We start from the raw sequence: 18433 nt of genomic DNA on the forward strand, positions 1-18433 counted from the left end.
AAAGGATCAAGGAATAGGATGAAAAAAGGAAAAAAAGGAATATTTGTTCGATAAATCACGTTAAATCCTTGACGAGCAAGGGATTGACGCTTTAAAATGCTTGATATGGCTTTTTATATGTGTTACTCTACATACAGAAATTCTTCACTCTGATGGACAAACATTCCTTGGAGTGCAGTTTTTCTTAAAAGCCGTTTAATTGTCTTTCTCTTGCTTGTCTGATTTTTTTCTCAGGCAGGTTTAGAATCAGACTGAACTGTGAAGAAATGATAATAAACGAACTGAGCTTATTCCTTTTGGGAGGAGGTGAAAGGCATGAACAAAACAGAACTTATTAATGCGGTTGCGGAAGCAAGCGAATTGTCTAAAAAAGACGCGACAAAAGCAGTTGACTCTGTTTTTGATACGATCTTAGATGCACTTAAAAACGGTGATAAAATCCAACTGATCGGTTTTGGTAACTTCGAGGTGCGTGAACGTTCTGCACGTAAAGGACGCAACCCTCAAACAGGTGAAGAAATCGAAATTCCAGCAAGCAAAGTACCTGCTTTCAAACCAGGTAAAGCGCTTAAAGACGCAGTTGCCGGAAAATAATTGTGAATATAGATCGTGTATGCATCTAGATTACATACACTTTATTTCTTCACAGAAAAGCCCCTTCTTAAGGGGCTTTTCATTTTTTTAGGAGCGTGTGCATTCACTTTGCTTTTAGCGGGGCATGTGTGCTAGAATCGAAATTAAATGTATTCATTGGTGGAGGACACAGAATATGAAAGAAGTTAATAAAGAACAAATCGAACAAGCTGTTCGTCAAATTTTAGAAGCGATCGGAGAGGACCCAAACAGAGAAGGGCTTCTTGATACTCCGAAACGAGTCGCAAAGATGTATGCCGAAGTATTCTCCGGCTTGAATGAAGATCCAAAAGAACATTTCCAGACTATCTTCGGTGAAGACCATGAGGAGCTTGTTCTAGTAAAAGATATCGCGTTTCATTCTATGTGTGAGCATCACCTTGTTCCTTTTTACGGAAAAGCACATGTTGCATATATACCGCGGGGCGGAAAAGTCACAGGGCTCAGCAAATTGGCGCGTGCTGTTGAGGCAGTTGCTAAGCGTCCGCAGCTTCAGGAGCGCATCACTTCTACAATTGCAGAAAGCATTGTAGAAACGCTTGATCCGCATGGCGTAATGGTTGTTGTTGAAGCAGAGCATATGTGCATGACAATGCGGGGCGTAAGAAAGCCGGGCGCCAAAACAGTCACTTCAGCTGTCAGAGGCATTTTCAAAGATGATGCTGCTGCACGTTCAGAAGTATTGGAACATATTAAACGCCAGGACTAATAAAGATAGAGGGTGCTATAAATGAACGAAAAGCATTCAAGCGATTTTGTCGTCATTAAGGCAATTGAGGATGGAGTGAATGTGATCGGCCTGACAAGGGGAACGGACACAAAGTTTCACCATTCCGAAAAACTCGACAAGGGAGAAGTGATCATTGCTCAGTTTACAGAGCATACTTCTGCCATTAAAGTCAGAGGAGAGGCGCTCATTCAAACCGCATACGGAGAAATGAAAAGCGAAAAAAAATAAGCTGGCTGTCCCCGCTGTTTTAAAGCAAATGCTCGCAAACAGCGGGAGGATACAGCCAATTTGTTTTTTTTATGCTATAATGATACCTGCGTAATCTTATGACAAAATAAAACTCATACATATGATTTAGAAATAAATGTGAATTTGGGGACAAGGGTGATATTTTTGCAAGACATCTACGGAACTTTAGCCAATCTGAACACGAAAATAAAACAAAAGCTGTCTCATCCTTATTTAGCGAAGCATATTTCTGCGCCTAAGATCGATGAGGATAAGCTTCTTCTTTTTCATGCATTATTTGAGGAAGCCGACATAAAAAACAATGACAGAGAAAATTATATTGTAACAGCGATGCTTGTACAAAGCGCCCTTGATACCCATGATGAAGTAACGACAGCCAGAGTCATAAAACGAGACGAAAACAAGAACCGCCAATTGACTGTTCTTGCAGGCGATTATTTCAGCGGACTGTACTATTCATTACTATCTGAAATGAAGGATATCTACATGATTAGAACGCTCGCTACAGCAATTAAAGAAATCAATGAACATAAAATTCGTCTGTATGACCGATCTGTAAAGGACGAACACCATTTTTTCGAAAGTGTCGGCATCGTTGAATCAGCTCTATTCCATCGGGTGTCTGAACATTTCAATCTCCCGCGCTGGAAGAAGCTATCGAGTGATTTTTTTGTATATAAGCGGCTTATGACCGGAAATGATACATTTTTAGATGTGATCGGCAGTGTTATACAGCTGGGGAAAACAAAAGAAGAGATGCTGGAAGAGTGTTTTAAGAAAGCAAAGAACAGCATTGAGTCACTTCTGCCTCTAAGCTCACCTATTCAGCAAATTTTATTAAACCGCCTGAAGACAATCAGCCAAGACCAAACTTATCATCAGAAAGTGGAAGAAGGGTAACCATTATGCAGGACTCAAAAGAACAGCGCGTACACGGAGTATTTGAAAAAATATATAAAAACTACGACCAAATGAACTCTGTCATCAGTTTTCAGCAGCACAAAAAATGGCGTGATAAAACGATGCGCATCATGGGTGTAAAAGAAGGCGCCAAAGCTCTTGATGTTTGCTGCGGAACAGCTGACTGGACGATTGCTCTTGCAAAAGCAGCCGGTAAAACCGGTGAAATAAAGGGTTTGGATTTCAGCGAAAACATGCTGAGCGTCGGCAAACAGAAAGTAAAAGACGGCGGTTTCAGTCAAATCGAACTGCTGCACGGAAATGCAATGGAGCTCCCTTTTGATGATAATACATTTGATTTTGTAACAATTGGCTTCGGACTGCGTAATGTGCCGGATTATTTGACCGTACTGAAAGAAATGAGACGTGTGGTGAAGCCTGGCGGACAAGTAGTATGCCTGGAAACCTCACAGCCTGAAATGTTTGGATTTAGACAGGCTTATTTTATGTACTTTAAGTATATTATGCCGTTTTTCGGGAAGCTGTTTGCGAAAAGCTATAAAGAATACTCGTGGCTCCAAGAGTCAGCCAGAGAATTCCCTGGTATGAAGGAACTGGCAGGCCTGTTTGAAGAGGCGGGTCTGAAAAATGTCAAATATCATTCGTTTACTGGCGGAGTTGCTGCCACGCATATCGGATGGAAATGAAAACACAGATGTTTGGGTGAATGATATGAAATTTAAAATGGCCTACTCTTTTTTAAATGACGATATTGATGTAATTGAAAGGGAGCTTGAACAAACCGTACGCTCCGATTATCCGCTTTTGAGCGAGGCGGGTCTTCATCTTTTGCAGGCAGGAGGCAAACGGATTCGGCCTGTCTTCGTTCTGCTTTCCGGCATGTTTGGCGATTACGATATCAATAAGATTAAATATGTCGCTGTCACTCTGGAAATGATTCATATGGCATCGTTGGTTCATGATGATGTCATTGACGATGCGGAGCTTCGCCGGGGAAAGCCGACGATCAAAGCCAAATGGGATAACCGAATTGCGATGTATACAGGCGATTATATGCTTGCCGGATCTCTTGAAATGATGACGAGAATTAATGAACCGAAAGCTCATCGGATCTTGTCACAGACCATTGTTGAAGTGTGTCTTGGAGAGATTGAACAAATCAAAGACAAATACAACATGGAACAGAATCTCAGAACGTACCTGCGGCGCATAAAGAGAAAAACGGCGCTTCTTATCGCTGTCAGCTGCCAGCTGGGGGCTATTGCTTCCGGAGCTGAAGAAAAGATTCATAAGGCGCTCTACTGGTTTGGATATTATGTCGGCATGTCTTATCAAATCATTGATGATATTCTTGATTTTACTTCAACTGAAGAAGAACTGGGTAAACCGGTTGGAGGCGATTTGCTTCAAGGAAATGTTACATTGCCTGTCCTATATGCATTAAAAAATCCAGCTTTAAAGAATCAGCTTAAATTAATTAACAGCGAGACGACACAAGAACAGCTTGCGCCCATTATTGAAGAAATCAAAAAGACAGATGCAATTGAAGCATCGATGGCAGTGAGCGAGATGTATCTGCAAAAAGCTTTCCAAAAACTTAACACGCTTCCGAGAGGGCGTGCGCGTTCTTCTCTTGCAGCCATCGCAAAATATATCGGCAAAAGAAAATTTTAATTTTTTGTAGATATTAAGAAATTTCTCCGCCCCGGATTGATTAATTATCTGAAAGATGTTACGATTTCGGTGTGCAATGTGAAAGCCTATACATACATATGATGGGGTGGAGAATGTGATGGAAAAGACTTTTATCATGGTGAAACCGGACGGTGTCCAACGGCAGCTGATCGGGGAAATTTTATCTAGATTCGAACGTAAGGGCTTGCAATTAGCTGGCGCAAAGCTGATGAGAGTAACTGAACAAATGGCTGAGAAACACTATGCCGAACATCAAGGGAAGCCTTTCTTTGGAGAACTTGTTGAGTTTATTACTTCCGGACCAGTTTTTGCGATGGTGTGGGAAGGCGAAAATGTCGTTGAAGTGACCAGGCAGCTGATTGGAAAAACAAACCCTAAAGAAGCATTGCCAGGCACCATTCGCGGGGATTTCGGCATGTTTGTCGGAAAAAATATTATCCACGGCTCTGATTCTCTGGAAAGCGCTGAGCGTGAGATTAATATTTTCTTTAAGGATGAAGAGTTAGTATCATATCAACAACTCATGACAGGCTGGATCTATTAATCATTGCTGAAAAAGCCGAGAGAAGAGCCGGCATCTGCACTCCGCCGGTTCCGGCTTTTTTGTAAAGGTTTACATTGACTTGAATATATGGCTAAACGGCAGGGGATCCACCACTGTCATTACCAATCATCTGAAATCAGCTGAAAAGCTGATTTTTTTATTTGAAACAATACAATTTCCTGATAAAACAAGCTATACTAGGACAAAAGACAGCGAGACTGGGAGAGAAGAGATGGATACATACAGCGTATTTACAACCAAATGGAAGCAATTAACCGGAGTTGATTTAACTTTATACAAAGAAGCGCAAATGAAGAGAAGGCTGACATCCCTTTATGAGAAAAAAGGTTTTCAAAGCTTTAAGGATTTTGCAGCGGCATTAGAAAAGGATCAGGCGCTTTTAAATGAAACATTGGACAGAATGACGATTAATGTTTCAGAATTTTATCGAAATTATAAAAGATGGGAAGTACTTGAAACAGCTATTTTGCCTTTAATCAAACATTCAAAGCCTTTAAAAATATGGAGCGCGGCATGCTCTACAGGGGAGGAGCCTTATACGCTCGCAATGATTTTAGATCAGCAGAAAGGGCTCCCAGGCTATCAGATTTTAGCGACTGATATAGATGATAAAGCATTGGAAAAAGCGAAAAAAGGCGTGTATCAGGAGCGGTCTTTGCAAGAAGTGCCGTCTTCTGTGAAGGATCGTTATTTTACTCAAAACGCTGATAAGAGCTATGAAGTGAAACATGACATAAAGAAGAACATTAGGTTTCAAAAACATAATCTGCTTGCGGATCGCTACGAGCAAGACTTTGATTTGATTGTGTGCCGCAATGTTTTTATTTATTTTACAGAAAACGCAAAGGAAGAGCTGTACTTAAAAATGGCGCATAGCTTAAAAAAGAATGGGGTTCTCTTTGTCGGCAGCACAGAGCAGATCTTCAATCCGGAGAAATTCGGCCTTTCTCCCGCGGATACATTCTTTTATCAAAAAAGATAGACTGACTTTTTGCCGAAAAATATGTTATAGTAGTTTTACTTAAAAGCGTTAATGCGATGAAGGGAGAAGAAGTCATGAGATATTTAACAGCCGGTGAATCACACGGCCCCCAATTGACAACCATTATTGAAGGTGTGCCTGCGGGGCTTTACATAACTGAGGAAGATATCAACTTTGAGCTTGGCAGACGCCAGAAAGGCCATGGCCGCGGGCGCCGCATGCAGATCGAAAAGGACCAGGCGAAAATTATGAGCGGGGTGCGCCATGCCCGCACTCTCGGTTCACCAATCGCTCTTGTTGTAGAAAATAACGATTGGAAACACTGGACTAAAATTATGGGTGCGGCTCCGATTACTGAAGAAGAAGAAAAGGAAATGAAACGCCAAATTTCCAGACCAAGACCGGGACACGCAGATTTAAACGGTGCGATTAAATATAACCACCGCGATATGAGAAATGTGCTTGAGCGCTCTTCAGCACGTGAAACGACCGTAAGAGTGGCGGCAGGCGCTGTCGCTAAAAAGATCCTTTCTGAGCTTGGTATTAAGGTAGCGGGCCACGTATTACAGATTGGGGCAGTTAAGGCTGAAAAAACGGATTATACTTCAATTGATGACTTGAAGCGTGTGACTGAAGAGTCTCCGGTCAGATGCTACGATGAAGAAGCAGGCAAAAAAATGATGGATGCCATTGACGAAGCGAAGGCAAACGGAGATTCCATCGGCGGAATTGTGGAAGTGATTGTTGAAGGAATGCCGGTGGGCGTGGGCAGCTACGTTCATTATGACCGTAAACTGGACAGCAAGCTTGCTGCGGCAGTACTGTCTATTAATGCATTTAAAGGTGTTGAATTCGGCATCGGTTTTGAAGCGGCCGGAAGAAACGGAAGCGAGGTTCATGACGAGATCATTTGGGACGAAGAAAAAGGATATACGCGTGCTACGAACAGACTTGGCGGATTGGAAGGCGGCATGACGACAGGAATGCCAATCGTTGTCCGCGGAGTCATGAAGCCGATTCCGACATTATATAAACCGCTGAAAAGTGTGGATATCGAAACGAAAGAACCATTTTCTGCCAGCATTGAACGTTCAGACAGCTGCGCAGTGCCAGCAGCAAGTGTAGTGGCGGAAGCTGCTGTTGCATGGGAAATTGCTAACGCTGTTGTTGAACAATTCGGCTTAGACCAAATTGACCGCATTAGAGAAAACGTGGAGAATATGAGAAAACTGTCGAGGGAATTTTAATGAGAACACTGCATGTTCAAACCGCTTCCTCTTCGTATCCTGTATTTATCGGACAAGGAATCAGAAAAAAGGCTTGTGAACTATTAACCTCGCTAAACAGGCCATTAACACGCATTATGCTTGTTACCGATGAAGAAGTGAATCGCCTGTACGGTGATGAAATGCTTCACCTGCTGGAAGAAAAATGGCCTGTGAAAAAAGTGACGGTGCCGAGCGGAGAGCAGGCGAAATCAATGGATATGTACACGAAGCTGCAGAGTGAAGCGATTCGATTTCATATGGATCGCTCCTCATGCATCATCGCTTTTGGAGGCGGTGTTGTAGGAGATCTTGCTGGATTTGTGGCTGCCACTTTTATGCGCGGCATTGATTTCATTCAAATGCCTACAACGCTTTTGGCGCATGACAGCGCGGTCGGAGGAAAAGTAGCGGTGAATCATCCGCTTGGAAAAAATCTGATCGGCGCATTTTATCAGCCCAAAGCCGTGCTTTACGATACGGACTTTCTCCGTTCCCTACCGGAAAAAGAGCTTCGGTCCGGGATGGCAGAAGTGATTAAGCATGCTTTTATTTATGACAGAGAATTCCTGAAAGATCTGCTGGACATTCACTCATTGAACGATATCACCAGTGAGCAGCTGAATGACATGATTTTTAAAGGTATTTCGATTAAAGCGTCTGTCGTTCATCAGGATGAAAAGGAAGAAGGAATCAGAGCCTATCTTAACTTTGGGCATACGCTAGGCCACGCAGTTGAGGCGGAGTATGGCTACGGACAGATCACCCACGGTGATGCGGTAGCACTCGGGATGCAGTTTGCTTTATATATAAGTGAACAGGAAGCCGGCTGTGAAATGGACAGAAATCGATTAGTCAGCTGGCTTAAGAACCTAGGCTATCCAAGCCGCATTAAAAAAGAAACGGCAACTTCCGTGCTTTTAGACCGTATGATGAATGATAAAAAAACCCGCGGTGGTATGATTCAATTCATCGTTCTCAAAGAATTAGGAAAAGTCGCCGACCATACGTTTTCAAGAGATGAACTTGAGAGCTGGCTGAACAAATGGCGAATGGAGGAGACATCATGATGATTCGTGGAATTCGCGGAGCAACTACAGTAGAAAAAGATACTGAAGAAGAGATTTTGCAAAAAACCAAACAGCTGTTAGAAAAAATGATAGAAGAAAACAAAACAAAGCCGGAAGATGTTGTTCAAATGCTTCTATCGGCGACGCCTGACCTGCACTCTGTTTTCCCGGCAAAAGCTGTCCGCGAGCTTTCTGGCTGGCATTATGTGCCGGTGACATGTATGCAGGAAATGGATGTTACAGGCGGTCTGAAAAAATGTATAAGGGTCATGATGACTGTTCAGACTGAAGTTCCTCAGAATCAAATCAGACATGTCTATTTAGAAAAAGCGGTTGTATTAAGACCCGATTTATCATTGACAAAAAATAATGAATTGTAATACGATTAGAACAGCTTAGAAATACACAAAAGTGTGTATAAAGCTTAGTGAATGAGTTGAGTTAGAGAATAGGGTAGCAGAGAATGAGTGTAGTTGAGCTGAGACATGTATGTTTATTCTACCCAAAAGAAGCCTTTCTTTTGGGTTTATTTTGTTATATCTTGATTTTCCCTCTCATGCCTTCTTCTCATTCTCCTTGCCAAAAGGAGTGAGAGCAATGAATTTCCAATCAAACATTTCTGCATTTTTAGAGGACAGTATGTCCTACCGCACCATACCGATTGTGGAGACATTCACAGTTGACACACTGACACCTATCCAAATGATCGAGCAGCTGGACAGGAAGATCACTTACCTTCTTGAAAGCAAGGATGACACATCAAATTGGTCCAGATATTCGTTCATCGGCCTTCAGCCATTTCTCACGATCAAAGAACAGCAAAATGATTTTACTGCTCAAGATGAGAATGGACGATCCCTTTACACTGGAAAAGAATTAAAAGAGGTTCTGGATTGGATGAATGCAGCATACAAAATCAAAACGCCAGAGCTTGCCATTCCCTTTGTAGGCGGAGCTGTCGGGTATTTAAGCTATGACATGATCCCGATGATTGAACCTTCTGTTCCTCGCCACAGGAAGGAAACGGAATTTGAAAAGTGTATGCTGTTTGTTTGCAGCACATTAATTGCTTATGATCATGAAACAAAAAACGTCCACTTTATTCAGTATGCTAGATTGAATGGACAAGAAACTGAAGCTGAAAAAATTGCTGTGTTCAATAAAAATCACCGAGAGCTACAAGGCCTCATTGATAAGATGATGGATCAAAAAAACATAAAAGAACTGTTTCTTTCATCTGAGTCATATAAGACACCAGGTTTCGATTCAGTATCTTCAAATTACGAAAAATCAGCGTTTATGGCAGATGTAGAAAAGATCAAAGAATATATAAAAGCAGGCGACATCTTTCAAGGTGTCCTGTCACAAAAATTTGAGATTCCGATAACAGCAGATTCCTTCGAATTGTACAGAGTGCTGCGAATCGTCAATCCTTCGCCGTATATGTATTATATAAAACTCCCGGACAGAGAGATTGTCGGCAGCTCTCCGGAACGGTTAATCCACGTTCAAGACGGGCATTTGGAAATCCATCCGATTGCCGGAACAAGAAAAAGAGGCGCAGACAAAGAGGAAGATGAAAAACTCAAAATTGAGCTGATGAAAGATGAAAAAGAAAAAGCGGAGCATTATATGCTCGTTGATCTAGCTCGAAACGATATCGGCAGAGTGGCAGAGTATGGATCGGTTGCTGTGCCGGAGTTCACAAAGATCGTCTCATTTTCACATGTTATGCACATCATTTCACTCGTCACAGGGAGGTTGAAAGAGGGAGTTCACCCTGTTGATGCGCTAATGTCGGCTTTTCCTGCGGGAACTTTAACCGGGGCCCCAAAAATCCGCGCCATGCAGCTTTTAAATGAATTGGAGCCGACACCGAGAGAGACATACGGCGGCTGCATCGCCTACATCGGATTTGACGGGAATATCGACTCCTGTATTACGATCCGCACCATGAGCGTAAAAAACGGTGTCGCATCCATACAGGCTGGAGCAGGTATTGTTGCTGATTCTGTGCCGGAAGCCGAATATGAAGAAAGCTGTAACAAAGCGGGCGCACTGCTGAAAACCATTCATATTGCTGAAGACATGTTTCGTAGCAAGGGGGATGAAGCCGATGAACCAATTTCTGCAAACGTGCGTTGACGGTAAGACACTTACTGCTGTTGAAGCGGAAGCGCTTATGAATATGATGATGACAGCAGAAATGACTCCTTCTGAAATGGGCGGTATATTGTCTATCCTGGCTCATCGGGGCGAAACTGCAGAAGAGCTGGCGGGCTTTGTGAAGGCCATGCGGACACATGCCCTTACGGTAGACGGACTTCATGATGTGGTTGACACATGCGGTACAGGCGGTGACGGCATCTCTACCTTTAATATTTCAACGGCATCGGCAATCGTTGCTTCAGCAGCAGGAGCTAAAATTGCTAAGCACGGCAATCGCTCCGTATCTTCTAAAAGCGGAAGCGCCGATGTTCTAGAAGAGCTTGGGATACCAATCCAAACCACACCTGAAGAAGTCAGAATCAGCATTGAAACAAATAACATGGGATTTCTCTTTGCGCCGCTTTATCATTCGTCCATGAAACATGTGGCGGGTACAAGAAAAGAGCTCGGATTCAGAACGATTTTTAATCTGCTCGGACCGCTCAGCAATCCTTTGCAGGCGAAGCGTCAGGTGATCGGTGTCTATTCTGCTGAAAAAGCGGGATTGATGGCAAGCGCACTGGAAATGTTCCAGCCGAAGCATGTACTATTCGCAGCAAGCCGTGACGGTTTAGATGAGCTTTCGGTTACATCACCGACCGATGTGATTGAAATAAAGGATGGAGAGCGCCGGGAATATACTGTTTCACCCGAAGACTTCGGCTTCAAAAATGGCAGACTTGAAGATATACAGGTGCAGTCACCGACAGAAAGCGCTCATCTGATTCAGAATATTTTTGAAAATAAAAGCAGCCGATCAGCTTTATATATTACAGCCTTTAATGCCGGCGCTGCGATATACACGGCGGGTATTGCCGAAACACTGAAAGAAGGAACGGAGCTTGCGTTAGAAACGATTGCAAGCGGAGGTGCCGCAGCGCAGCTTGATAGACTGAAACAGAAAGAGGGAGAGATCTATGCTTGAAAACATAATCAATCAAAAAAAAGAAGAAGTCAAAACTCTCATCCTGCCAGAAGAGCAGCCTTTTGAAAAACGGTCTTTTAAAGAGGCGCTGGCTAACCCGAACCGTTTTATCGGATTGATTGCCGAAGTCAAAAAAGCGTCGCCGTCAAAAGGACTCATTAAAGAAGATTTTGTTCCGGAGCGGATTGCAAAAGACTATGAAGCTGCGCAGGCAGACGCGCTTTCTGTTTTAACTGACTTTCCGTTTTTCCAAGGGAAAAACAGTTATTTATCAGACGTAAAGCGTGCTGTTTCGATTCCGGTGCTGAGAAAAGATTTTATTATCGATTCTATTCAAGTGGAGGAATCAAAGAGAATTGGAGCAGATGCCATATTGTTAATCGGAGAGGTGCTTGATCCTGTACAGCTTCACGAGTTGTATCTCGAAGCAGGGGAAAAGGAAATGGACGTGTTAGTGGAGGTTCATGATCAAACGACGCTTGAACAAATAGTGAAGGTATTCACCCCTGATATTCTCGGTATTAATAATCGAAACTTAAAAACGTTTGAAACTTCGCTTGAACAGACGAAACAGATTGCATCCCTAGTTCCGAAAGAATGCTTGCTTGTCAGTGAAAGCGGCATTGGTTCTTTAGAACATTTAACATTTGTCAAAGAACATGGAGCACAAGCTGTTCTAATCGGAGAGTCATTGATGAGACAGCATTCACAGCAAAAAGCAATCCATGCTTTGTATGGGGAGTGAGGTTGTGAAAAAACCGGCATTAAAGTATTGCGGTATACGGTCACTGCAGGACCTGCGGCTTGCAGCGGATTCACAGGCAGATTATCTGGGTTTTATTTTTGCTGACAGTAAACGAAAAGTATCTCCGGCAGATGTGAGAAAGTGGCTGAGCCAAGTTCGTACCGAGAAACAGATTGCAGGCGTTTTTGTGAATGAATCGCTGGGAACGATTGCCCGTATAGCAGACGATTTGCAGCTTGACGTCATTCAGCTTCATGGTGATGAGACTCCAAAGGATGCTGAAGTCCTCCGTCTGCTGACAAATTGTGAAATATGGAAGGCGCTCCATCATAACAGCACAGCAATTCAGAATTTGGACCGCTTTAACGATTCTGTAGACGGTTTTGTGATTGACTCATCTGTAAAAGGGGCAAGAGGCGGGACTGGAGTGGCTTTTGCTTGGGAGTGTGTGCCTGAATATCAGCAGAAAGCTGAACAAACGGGGAAACGGTGTTTCATCGCAGGCGGTGTGAATCCCGACACAATCGCAGACTTATTGAAATGGAGACCGGGCGGAGTCGATCTTGCCAGCGGAATAGAAAAGAACGGGCAAAAAGATGTCAAACTGATTAGGCTCTTAGAAGAAAGGATGAACCGATATGTATCCATATCCGAATAAAATAGGCAGATACGGCGATTTTGGCGGGAAATTTGTTCCGGAAACTCTTATGCAGCCGTTAGAAGAAATTGAAACAGCATTTAAGGAAATAAAGGATGATCCTGTTTTTAGGGGAGAATATCATAAGCTGTTAGCTGAATATTCCGGCAGGCCGACCGCATTAACATATGCCGATCGAGTCACAGAGCATTTAGGCGGCGCTAAAATTTATTTGAAAAGAGAAGATTTAAACCATACAGGTTCCCATAAAATCAACAATGCTTTAGGCCAGGCATTGCTTGCAAAAAAAATGGGCAAAACGAAAATCATTGCAGAAACAGGTGCCGGACAGCATGGAGTAGCCGCCGCCACAGTTGCTGCAAAGTTTGGTTTTTCCTGCATTGTATTTATGGGTGAAGAGGATGTCGCCCGCCAGTCTCTGAACGTATTCCGAATGAAGCTTCTTGGAGCAGAGGTTGTGCCGGTCACAAGCGGAAACGGGACACTGAAGGATGCGACAAATGAGGCTATCCGCTATTGGGTTCAGCATTGTGAGGATCATTTTTACATGATCGGATCGGTTGTCGGACCGCACCCTTACCCGCAAATTGTCCGGGAATTTCAAAAAATGATCGGAGAGGAAGCGAAGGATCAGCTGAAAGACATTGAGGGAACACTGCCTGATAAAGTCGTTGCCTGCGTAGGCGGCGGAAGTAATGCGATAGGCATGTTTCAGGCATTTTTAGACGAAGATGTTGAACTGATCGGTGCTGAAGCGGCAGGAAAAGGAATTGACACTCCGCTTCATGCCGCTACCATTACGAAAGGAACTGTCGGTGTGATTCACGGTTCGCTCACTTACCTCATTCAAGACGAGTACGGTCAAATTATTGAGCCTTATTCAATTTCAGCAGGACTTGACTATCCGGGAATTGGTCCGGAGCACGCTTATTTGCATAAAAGCGGCCGTGTCACATACGATAGCATAACTGATGAAGAAGCAGTAGATGCGTTAAAACTATTGTCAGAAAAAGAAGGGATTTTACCAGCGATCGAATCTGCTCATGCATTAGCGAAGGCATTTAAAATCGCAAAAGAGATGGGGCGGGATCAAACTATCCTCGTCTGTTTATCAGGAAGAGGAGATAAGGATGTCAACACATTAATGAACGTATTGGAAGATGAGGTGAAAGCGCATGTTTAAAGTAGATCTGCAGCAGTCGGGAAAGTTGTTTATCCCGTTTATTACAGCGGGTGATCCGTTGCCGGAAGTTTCAGTCGAACTGGCTAAGTCTCTTCAAAAAGCGGGTGCCACGGCACTTGAGATCGGTGTAGCATATTCAGATCCGCTGGCAGACGGTCCGGTGATTCAGCGGGCTTCAAAACGGGCGCTTGAGAACGGGATGAATATTGTAAAAGCGATTGAATTAGGCGGAGAAATGAAAAAAAATGGCGTCAATATTCCCATTATCCTCTTTACGTATTATAATCCTGTGTTACAATTGAACAAAGAATACTTTTTCGCTTTACTGCGGGAAAATCATATAGACGGCCTGCTTGTTCCGGACCTGCCTTTAGAAGAGAGCGCCAGCCTTCAAGCGGAATGCAAAACCCATGAGGTAACGTATATTTCTTTAGTTGCACCGACAAGCGAAAGCCGTTTGAAAACGATTATTGAACAAGCCGAGGGCTTCGTCTACTGTGTATCTTCGTTAGGTGTGACCGGTGTCCGAAATGAGTTCAATTCATCAGCTTATCCATTTATCCGGACAGTGAAGAATCTCAGCGCTGTGCCGGTTGCTGTTGGGTTTGGTATTTCCAGCCGCGAGCAGGTGGTCAAGATGAATGAAATCTGTGACGGTGTCGTAGTGGGAAGTGCGCTCGTCAAAAAGATAGAAGAGTTAAAGGATCGGCTCATCAGCACTGAGACGAGAGATCGTGCAGTGCAGGAGTTTGAAGATTACGCGAAGACGTTTGGCGGTTTGTACAGTTTAAAATGAGGTGACTGGATTTGCGTATCAAAGAACATTTAAAACAACTGAAGCCTTATCAGCCGGGTAAACCGATTGAAGCAGTAAAAGCAGAATATGGCTTGGATAAAGTCGTGAAGCTTGCATCAAACGAAAATCCGTACGGCTGTTCGGAAGCTGCAAAAGAGGCACTTCATCATGAAATTCAACAGCTTGCGCTTTATCCCGATGGATATAGCGCAGCTTTGCGGACAAGGCTCAGTGAGCACCTCAATGTGAGCGAAACATCACTTATTTTCGGCAATGGTTCAGATGAAATCATCCAAATTATATGCCGGGCTTTTTTAAACGACAAAACAAACACGATTGCAGCAGCACCGACTTTTCCGCAATATAAGCATAATGCGGTGATTGAAGGCGCTGAAGTTCGTGAAATTGCCCTTCGTTCTGACGGCTCTCATGATTTAGACGCGATGCTTGAAGCGATTGACGAACAGACTCAAGTCGTTTGGATTTGCAGCCCGAACAACCCGACTGGCACTTATACAGCTGAAGGAGAATTGATTTCATTTCTGGAACGTGTTCCTTCTCGTGTCCTCGTTGTTCTTGATGAAGCATATTATGAATATGTAACAGCTGAGGATTACCCGGAAAGCATACCGCTTTTGAATACGTATTCCAACTTGATGATATTGCGTACGTTTTCAAAGGCATACGGTCTGGCGGCGCTTAGAGTCGGATACGGTATTGCTGACGAAAAATTGATCCGCCAAATAGAGCCGGCAAGAGAGCCGTTTAACACCAGCCGTCTTGGCCAGGCTGCAGCGATTGCAGCGCTTGACGATCAAGAATTTATCGCTTCTTGCATCGAGAAAAATCAAGCAGGCCTTCAGCAGTATTATGATTTTGCGGAAACACACGGATTAAAATGCTACCCTTCACAGACAAACTTTGTTTTAATAGATTTTAACCGCCCGTCTGATGAATTGTTTCAGGCATTGCTGCAAAAAGGTTATATTGTCCGATCAGGAAATGCATTAGGGTTCCCGACTTCACTCCGGATTACGATCGGCACGAAAGAGCAAAACGAGGAAATTCTCGCAACTTTAGCTGAAATTTTATAAGAGGTGGTCAAGAATCACCTCTTTAGTCTATGAACCAGGTGATGACGAATGAATCAAATCAAAGATACAATATTGCTCGCCGGTCTCGGATTGATAGGCGGTTCTATTGCGTTAGCCATCAAAAAAAAACATCCGGAAAAACGTATTATTGGGGTCGATATCTCAGATGAGCAGGTAGTGGCTGCCTTAAAATTAGGTGTGATAGACGAGAGTGCTGATTCGTTTATTGACGGCGCGAAAAAAGCTGCAACCGTTATTATTGCAACACCTGTTGCGCAAACGCTGCTTATGCTTGAAGAGCTGGCCCATTCAGAAATTAAGCATCCGCTTTTGATTACTGACGTAGGAAGCACAAAGCAAAAAGTGGTTCATTACGCCGATCAAGTGCTGCCTGCCGGCTACCAATTTGTCGGAGGGCATCCGATGGCGGGCTCGCATAAATCAGGAGTTGCCGCTGCAAAGGAATTTCTGTTTGAAAATGCTTTTTATATTTTAACCCCGGGCCGTAAAACGGACAGACAAGCGGTCAATCAGTTAAAACATTTGCTGCAAGGGACGAATGCCCAATTTGTAGAAATGTCGCCTGAAGAGCATGATGGCGTAACAAGCGTGATCAGTCATTTTCCGCATATTGTTGCAGCCAGTCTTGTGCATCAGACCCATCACTCGGAAGAGCTTTATCCGCTTGTGAAGCGGTTTGCTGCCGGCGGTTTTCGGGATATTACCCGGATTGCATCAAGCAGTCCTGCAATGTGGCGTGATATTCTGTTACATAATAAAGATAAGATTTTAGATCGTTTTGATGAGTGGACTCGTGAGATTGAAACGATCCGGACATATGTAGAGCATGGAGATGCGGAAAAACTATTCAATTATTTTAAAACGGCAAAGGACTACCGTGACGGACTGCCTCTCCGCCAGAAGGGCGCAATACCGGCATTTTATGATTTATACGTAGACGTGCCGGATCATCCTGGTGTGATTTCCGAGATAACGGCTATACTTGCTGCGGAACGCATCAGTATAACGAATATCCGCATTATTGAAACGAGAGAAGATATTAACGGGATTTTAAGGATCAGTTTTCAATCCGATGATGACCGCAAACGGGCCGAACAGTGCATAGAAGCCCGCGCGGAATACGAAACTTTTTATGCTGATTGAGGTGGAAACAATGAAAAGAGAAAAGGTGCAGGCGTTAAACGGCGAAATACATATTCCCGGTGATAAATCTATTTCTCACCGCTCTGTTATGTTTGGCGCGCTTGCGAAAGGCACAACAACTGTTAAAAATTTCCTTCCGGGAGCAGACTGTCTGAGCACCATCGATTGCTTTAGTAAGATGGGCGTTCAAATTGAGCGAAACGGCAGTGATGTAGTCATTCACGGGAAAGGGATGGATTCCCTGCGAGAACCAGAAAGTCTGTTAGACGTCGGTAATTCAGGCACAACGATTCGTCTGATGCTCGGAATCCTTGCGGGCCGCCCTTTTTACAGCGCGGTAGCTGGGGATGAAAGCATTGCGAAACGCCCAATGAAGCGTGTAACAGAGCCTCTGAAACAAATGGGCGCTAAAATTGACGGCAGAGCCGGCGGAGAATTTACACCGCTGTCAGTAAGCGGCGGTACATTAAAAGGCATTGACTATGTATCACCTGTGGCCAGCGCGCAAATTAAATCGGCTGTTCTGCTTGCCGGGTTGCAGGCTGAGGGAACTACCACTGTCACCGAGCCTCATAAATCCAGAGATCATACTGAACGGATGCTGTCGGCTTTCGGAGTGAAACTGGCAGAGGACAAGACAAGCGTTTCCATAAAAGGCGGCCAGCAGCTTACGGCTGCAGATATTTTTGTTCCCGGAGATATTTCTTCAGCCGCGTTTTTCCTTGCAGCTGGCGCAATGATTCCAAACAGCAGAATTGTACTGAAAAACGTGGGGTTAAATCCGACTCGGACTGGTGTCATCGATGTGCTTCAAAACATGGGGGCAAAGCTTGAAATCATACCATCTGTTGATGAAAGCGAAGAGCCTTATGGAGATTTGATCATTGAAACGTCATCTCTTAAAGCGGTTGAAATTGGCGGAGATATTATTCCGCGCTTGATTGATGAGATTCCTATTATTGCCCTTCTTGCGACTCAGGCGGAGGGAACTACAGTTATTAAGGATGCCGCAGAGCTTAAAGTGAAAGAAACGAATCGTATCGACACAGTTGTTTCAGAGCTTCGAAAGCTCGGTGCTGAGATTGAACCGACTGAAGACGGAATGAAGGTATACGGCAAACAAACTCTCAAAGGCGGCGCGAAAGTATCCAGTCATGGAGATCATCGGATCGGGATGATGCTAGGCATAGCTTCCTGTTTAACAGAAGAGCCGGTTGAGATCGGACAGACAGACGCCATTCATGTGTCATATCCAAACTTTTTTGATCATTTAAATAAGCTTTCAAACAAATCCTGAAGTTATGCTTCAGGATTTGTTGTGTGAGCGTTTATCAGTCATAAACCGAAGGAAAAAAACATAGCCTGTCTTATAGAGGAATATAAAAACTAAAAAAGAGGGAGGGGTGCTTTACTTACAAGTCGGCAGGTCAAGGGCTGCTTTACTGTAATAGAGGGCTATCTTCCTTTTTTTATTTGCTATCGCAGGATCTTTTGATAAACTAATAAGACTCAGAAATTCCTTGACGTACAGTGTAAGCATCTTATTTGCC

Annotated in this window: 20 protein-coding genes; all 20 read left to right on the forward strand. The window is 43.7% G+C overall.

Annotated elements, in window-relative coordinates; translation table 11 throughout:
- Nucleotides 1-315 precede the first annotated feature (315 nt).
- A complete protein-coding gene (gene hbs / locus DIC78_RS20055) occupies nt 316-594 on the forward strand; it encodes a non-specific DNA-binding protein Hbs (protein WP_003153447.1) in 279 nt (92 codons plus the stop codon).
- Between the two features lie 175 nt (nt 595-769).
- Complete coding sequence (folE, locus tag DIC78_RS20060; protein ID WP_010334745.1) at nt 770-1342, forward strand: GTP cyclohydrolase I FolE; 573 nt, start codon at nt 770-772, stop codon at nt 1340-1342.
- Nucleotides 1343-1363: 21 nt separating this feature from the next.
- Nucleotides 1364-1591: a trp RNA-binding attenuation protein MtrB gene (gene mtrB / locus DIC78_RS20065; protein WP_024121871.1), complete on the forward strand. Its 228-nt coding sequence runs from the start codon at nt 1364-1366 to the stop codon at nt 1589-1591.
- 165 nt (nt 1592-1756) lie between these two features.
- Nucleotides 1757-2512: a heptaprenyl diphosphate synthase component 1 gene (gene hepS, locus DIC78_RS20070; RefSeq protein ID WP_024121870.1), complete on the forward strand. Its 756-nt coding sequence runs from the start codon at nt 1757-1759 to the stop codon at nt 2510-2512.
- A gap of 5 nt (nt 2513-2517) precedes the next feature.
- Entirely contained in the window at nt 2518-3219 is a 702-nt protein-coding gene (gene menG, locus DIC78_RS20075; RefSeq protein WP_024121869.1) for a demethylmenaquinone methyltransferase, read from the forward strand.
- Nucleotides 3220-3244: 25 nt separating this feature from the next.
- Nucleotides 3245-4207, forward strand: coding sequence for a heptaprenyl diphosphate synthase component II (gene hepT, locus DIC78_RS20080; protein ID WP_024121868.1), 963 nt, complete (start codon nt 3245-3247; stop codon nt 4205-4207).
- A 115-nt stretch (nt 4208-4322) separates the two neighbouring features.
- Nucleotides 4323-4772 carry a nucleoside-diphosphate kinase gene (gene ndk, locus DIC78_RS20085; protein ID WP_081638330.1) on the forward strand — a complete coding sequence of 150 codons (450 nt, stop codon included), beginning with the start codon at nt 4323-4325 and terminating at the stop codon, nt 4770-4772.
- A 232-nt stretch (nt 4773-5004) separates the two neighbouring features.
- Nucleotides 5005-5775, forward strand: coding sequence for a protein-glutamate O-methyltransferase CheR (cheR, locus tag DIC78_RS20090; protein WP_024121866.1), 771 nt, complete (start codon nt 5005-5007; stop codon nt 5773-5775).
- A 74-nt stretch (nt 5776-5849) separates the two neighbouring features.
- Nucleotides 5850-7022 carry a chorismate synthase gene (gene aroC, locus DIC78_RS20095; RefSeq protein ID WP_024121865.1) on the forward strand — a complete coding sequence of 391 codons (1173 nt, stop codon included), beginning with the start codon at nt 5850-5852 and terminating at the stop codon, nt 7020-7022.
- Nucleotides 7022-8110, forward strand: a complete 1089-nt coding sequence (aroB, locus tag DIC78_RS20100) for a 3-dehydroquinate synthase (RefSeq protein ID WP_024121864.1) — start codon at nt 7022-7024, stop codon at nt 8108-8110. The genes aroC and aroB overlap by 1 nt, the downstream gene beginning before the upstream one ends.
- The gene (gene aroH / locus DIC78_RS20105) at nt 8107-8490 is read left to right on the forward strand and encodes a chorismate mutase (RefSeq protein ID WP_127696820.1); all 384 of its coding nucleotides are present in this window, start codon (nt 8107-8109) and stop codon (nt 8488-8490) included. Before aroB ends, aroH begins: the two co-directional genes overlap by 4 nt.
- A 217-nt stretch (nt 8491-8707) precedes the next feature.
- Nucleotides 8708-10255, forward strand: coding sequence for an anthranilate synthase component I (gene trpE / locus DIC78_RS20110; RefSeq protein WP_127696821.1), 1548 nt, complete (start codon nt 8708-8710; stop codon nt 10253-10255).
- Nucleotides 10227-11243, forward strand: coding sequence for an anthranilate phosphoribosyltransferase (gene trpD, locus DIC78_RS20115; protein ID WP_127696822.1), 1017 nt, complete (start codon nt 10227-10229; stop codon nt 11241-11243). Before trpE ends, trpD begins: the two co-directional genes overlap by 29 nt.
- A complete protein-coding gene (gene trpC / locus DIC78_RS20120) occupies nt 11236-11988 on the forward strand; it encodes an indole-3-glycerol phosphate synthase TrpC (RefSeq protein WP_095713181.1) in 753 nt (250 codons plus the stop codon). The genes trpD and trpC overlap by 8 nt, the downstream gene beginning before the upstream one ends.
- A gap of 4 nt (nt 11989-11992) precedes the next feature.
- Nucleotides 11993-12646, forward strand: coding sequence for a phosphoribosylanthranilate isomerase (locus DIC78_RS20125; protein WP_127696823.1), 654 nt, complete (start codon nt 11993-11995; stop codon nt 12644-12646).
- Complete coding sequence (gene trpB / locus DIC78_RS20130; RefSeq protein WP_127696824.1) at nt 12627-13829, forward strand: tryptophan synthase subunit beta; 1203 nt, start codon at nt 12627-12629, stop codon at nt 13827-13829. Before DIC78_RS20125 ends, trpB begins: the two co-directional genes overlap by 20 nt.
- Nucleotides 13822-14625, forward strand: a complete 804-nt coding sequence (gene trpA / locus DIC78_RS20135) for a tryptophan synthase subunit alpha (protein ID WP_127696825.1) — start codon at nt 13822-13824, stop codon at nt 14623-14625. The genes trpB and trpA overlap by 8 nt, the downstream gene beginning before the upstream one ends.
- Nucleotides 14626-14636: 11 nt before the next feature.
- The gene (gene hisC, locus DIC78_RS20140; RefSeq protein ID WP_024121856.1) at nt 14637-15719 is read left to right on the forward strand and encodes a histidinol-phosphate transaminase; all 1083 of its coding nucleotides are present in this window, start codon (nt 14637-14639) and stop codon (nt 15717-15719) included.
- A gap of 48 nt (nt 15720-15767) precedes the next feature.
- Complete coding sequence (locus tag DIC78_RS20145; RefSeq protein ID WP_101864442.1) at nt 15768-16883, forward strand: prephenate dehydrogenase; 1116 nt, start codon at nt 15768-15770, stop codon at nt 16881-16883.
- A gap of 10 nt (nt 16884-16893) precedes the next feature.
- The gene (gene aroA / locus DIC78_RS20150) at nt 16894-18180 is read left to right on the forward strand and encodes a 3-phosphoshikimate 1-carboxyvinyltransferase (protein ID WP_095713177.1); all 1287 of its coding nucleotides are present in this window, start codon (nt 16894-16896) and stop codon (nt 18178-18180) included.
- Nucleotides 18181-18433: the final 253 nt, after the last annotated feature.

This window comes from Bacillus halotolerans (assembly GCF_004006435.1).
Lineage (GTDB): Bacteria > Bacillota > Bacilli > Bacillales > Bacillaceae > Bacillus > Bacillus halotolerans.